This window comes from Acinetobacter johnsonii CIP 64.6 (assembly GCF_000368045.1).
GTDB lineage: Bacteria > Pseudomonadota > Gammaproteobacteria > Pseudomonadales > Moraxellaceae > Acinetobacter > Acinetobacter johnsonii.
In genome coordinates, this window is sequence record NZ_KB849231.1 from 1 (window position 1) to 1,890 (window position 1,890).

3 protein-coding genes and 1 pseudogene are annotated in these 1,890 nt (G+C 56.0%); 1 reads left to right on the top strand and 3 read right to left on the bottom strand.

The window, feature by feature from the left end; genetic code table 11:
* Positions 1 to 83: 83 nt before the first annotated feature.
* From F986_RS18200 to F986_RS17735, 3 genes and pseudogenes are all read right to left on the bottom strand, one after another.
* Complete coding sequence (locus tag F986_RS18200; protein ID WP_155118089.1) at positions 84 to 248, bottom strand: VOC family protein; 165 nt, start codon at positions 246 to 248, stop codon at positions 84 to 86.
* Positions 249 to 268: 20 nt separating this feature from the next.
* Entirely contained in the window at positions 269 to 1,063 is a 795-nt protein-coding gene (locus F986_RS03355) for an aminoglycoside O-phosphotransferase APH(3')-IIa (RefSeq protein ID WP_000572405.1), read from the bottom strand.
* 28 nt (positions 1,064 to 1,091) lie between these two features.
* Positions 1,092 to 1,418 (bottom strand): annotated as a pseudogene (locus F986_RS17735) (IS4 family transposase); the annotation flags it as partial.
* Between the two features lie 249 nt (positions 1,419 to 1,667).
* Here F986_RS17735 and F986_RS17740 point away from each other — a divergent pair.
* Complete coding sequence (locus F986_RS17740; protein WP_425277192.1) at positions 1,668 to 1,814, top strand: helix-turn-helix domain-containing protein; 147 nt, start codon at positions 1,668 to 1,670, stop codon at positions 1,812 to 1,814.
* Positions 1,815 to 1,890: the final 76 nt, after the last annotated feature.

Sequence of the window (1,890 nt, forward strand, 5' to 3'; positions counted from 1 at the left end):
TTTTCTACGGGGTCTGACGCTCAGTGGAACGAAAACTCACGTTAAGGGATTTTGGTCATGAGATTATCAAAAAGGATCTTCACCTAGATCCTTTTGGGGTGGGCGAAGAACTCCAGCATGAGATCCCCGCGCTGGAGGATCATCCAGCCGGCGTCCCGGAAAACGATTCCGAAGCCCAACCTTTCATAGAAGGCGGCGGTGGAATCGAAATCTCGTGATGGCAGGTTGGGCGTCGCTTGGTCGGTCATTTCGAACCCCAGAGTCCCGCTCAGAAGAACTCGTCAAGAAGGCGATAGAAGGCGATGCGCTGCGAATCGGGAGCGGCGATACCGTAAAGCACGAGGAAGCGGTCAGCCCATTCGCCGCCAAGCTCTTCAGCAATATCACGGGTAGCCAACGCTATGTCCTGATAGCGGTCCGCCACACCCAGCCGGCCACAGTCGATGAATCCAGAAAAGCGGCCATTTTCCACCATGATATTCGGCAAGCAGGCATCGCCATGGGTCACGACGAGATCCTCGCCGTCGGGCATCCGCGCCTTGAGCCTGGCGAACAGTTCGGCTGGCGCGAGCCCCTGATGCTCTTCGTCCAGATCATCCTGATCGACAAGACCGGCTTCCATCCGAGTACGTGCTCGCTCGATGCGATGTTTCGCTTGGTGGTCGAATGGGCAGGTAGCCGGATCAAGCGTATGCAGCCGCCGCATTGCATCAGCCATGATGGATACTTTCTCGGCAGGAGCAAGGTGAGATGACAGGAGATCCTGCCCCGGCACTTCGCCCAATAGCAGCCAGTCCCTTCCCGCTTCAGTGACAACGTCGAGCACAGCTGCGCAAGGAACGCCCGTCGTGGCCAGCCACGATAGCCGCGCTGCCTCGTCTTGGAGTTCATTCAGGGCACCGGACAGGTCGGTCTTGACAAAAAGAACCGGGCGCCCCTGCGCTGACAGCCGGAACACGGCGGCATCAGAGCAGCCGATTGTCTGTTGTGCCCAGTCATAGCCGAATAGCCTCTCCACCCAAGCGGCCGGAGAACCTGCGTGCAATCCATCTTGTTCAATCATGCGAAACGATCCTCATCCTGTCTCTTGATCAGATCTTGATCCCCTGCGCCATCAGATCCTTGGCGGCAAGAAAGCCATCCAGTTTACTTTGCAGGGCTTCCCAACCTTACCAGAGGGCGCCCCAGCTGGCAATTCCGGTTCGCTTGCTGTCCATAAAACCGCCCAGTCTAGCTATCGCCATGTAAGCCCACTGCAAGCTACCTGCTTTCTCTTTGCGCTTGCGTTTTCCCTTGTCCAGATAGCCCAGTAGCTGACATTCATCCGGGGTCAGCACCGTTTCTGCGGACTGGCTTTCTACGTGTTCCGCTTCCTTTAGCAGCCCTTGCGCCCTGAGTGCTTGCGGCAGCGTGAAGCTAGCTTATCGCCATTCGCCATTCAGGCTGCGCAACTGTTGGGAAGGGCGATCGGTGCGGGCCTCTTCGCTATTACGCCAGCTGGCGAAAGGGGGATGTGCTGCAAGGCGATTAAGTTGGGTAACGCCAGGGTTTTCCCAGTCACGACGTTGTAAAACGACGGCCAGTGCCAAGCTTGCATGCCTGCAGGTCGACTCTAGAGGATCCTAGAACGCACGAATGAGGGCCGACAGGAAGCAAAGCTGAAAGGAATCAAATTTGGCCGCAGGCGTACCGTGGACAGGAACGTCGTGCTGACGCTTCATCAGAAGGGCACTGGTGCAACGGAAATTGCTCATCAGCTCAGTATTGCCCGCTCCACGGTTTATAAAATTCTTGAAGACGAAAGGGCCTCGTGATACGCCTATTTTTATAGGTTAATGTCATGATAATAATGGTTTCTTAGACGTCAGGTGGCACTTTTCGGGGAAATGT

Excerpts from the sequence above, each read along its gene's own strand:
- F986_RS18200 (WP_155118089.1), bottom strand. The coding sequence starts at position 248 with ATGACCGACCAAGCGACGCCCAACCTGCCATCACGAGATTTCGATTCC.
- F986_RS03355 (WP_000572405.1), bottom strand. The coding sequence starts at position 1,063 with ATGATTGAACAAGATGGATTGCACGCAGGTTCTCCGGCCGCTTGGGTG.